1 protein-coding gene is annotated in these 394 nt (G+C 37.3%); it reads right to left on the reverse strand.

The features are described from left to right. Window positions 1-394, reverse strand: a 394-nt coding sequence (locus ACY2RS_RS15505; protein WP_490099578.1) for an ABC transporter permease subunit, incomplete at both ends; no start/stop codon positions are given.

Raw genomic sequence — 394 nt, forward strand, 5'->3', positions numbered from 1 at the left:
TTGCAGTACGAATGTAGTCCTGGTTTAAAACTTCAAGCAAAGAGTTTCTCATTAATTGACTTACCACTGCTAAGGGACGAATCCCTAATACTATTGCCGGAAGAATTAAATTCTTCCATTGAATATAAGTCCCTTCTCCAAAATCATCCACTGCATATAAACTGCCTGTCATATTCAGGTTAGTATATTCATTGAGTAAAAACCCAAAGACCCAGGCAAAGATGATCGCGCTAAAAAAAGAGGGGACGCTCATTCCAAAAGTACTTATAAGTTGTATTGCTTTATCGATCCATCCGTCCTTAAACACAACCGAGATAATTCCTAAAAAAACACCTAATAGCATCGCTATTGTAATTGCAGAAACGGCCAACACAAAAGTATTGGGTAATGTTTC

This window comes from Patiriisocius sp. 208BN25-11, from assembly GCF_058147145.1.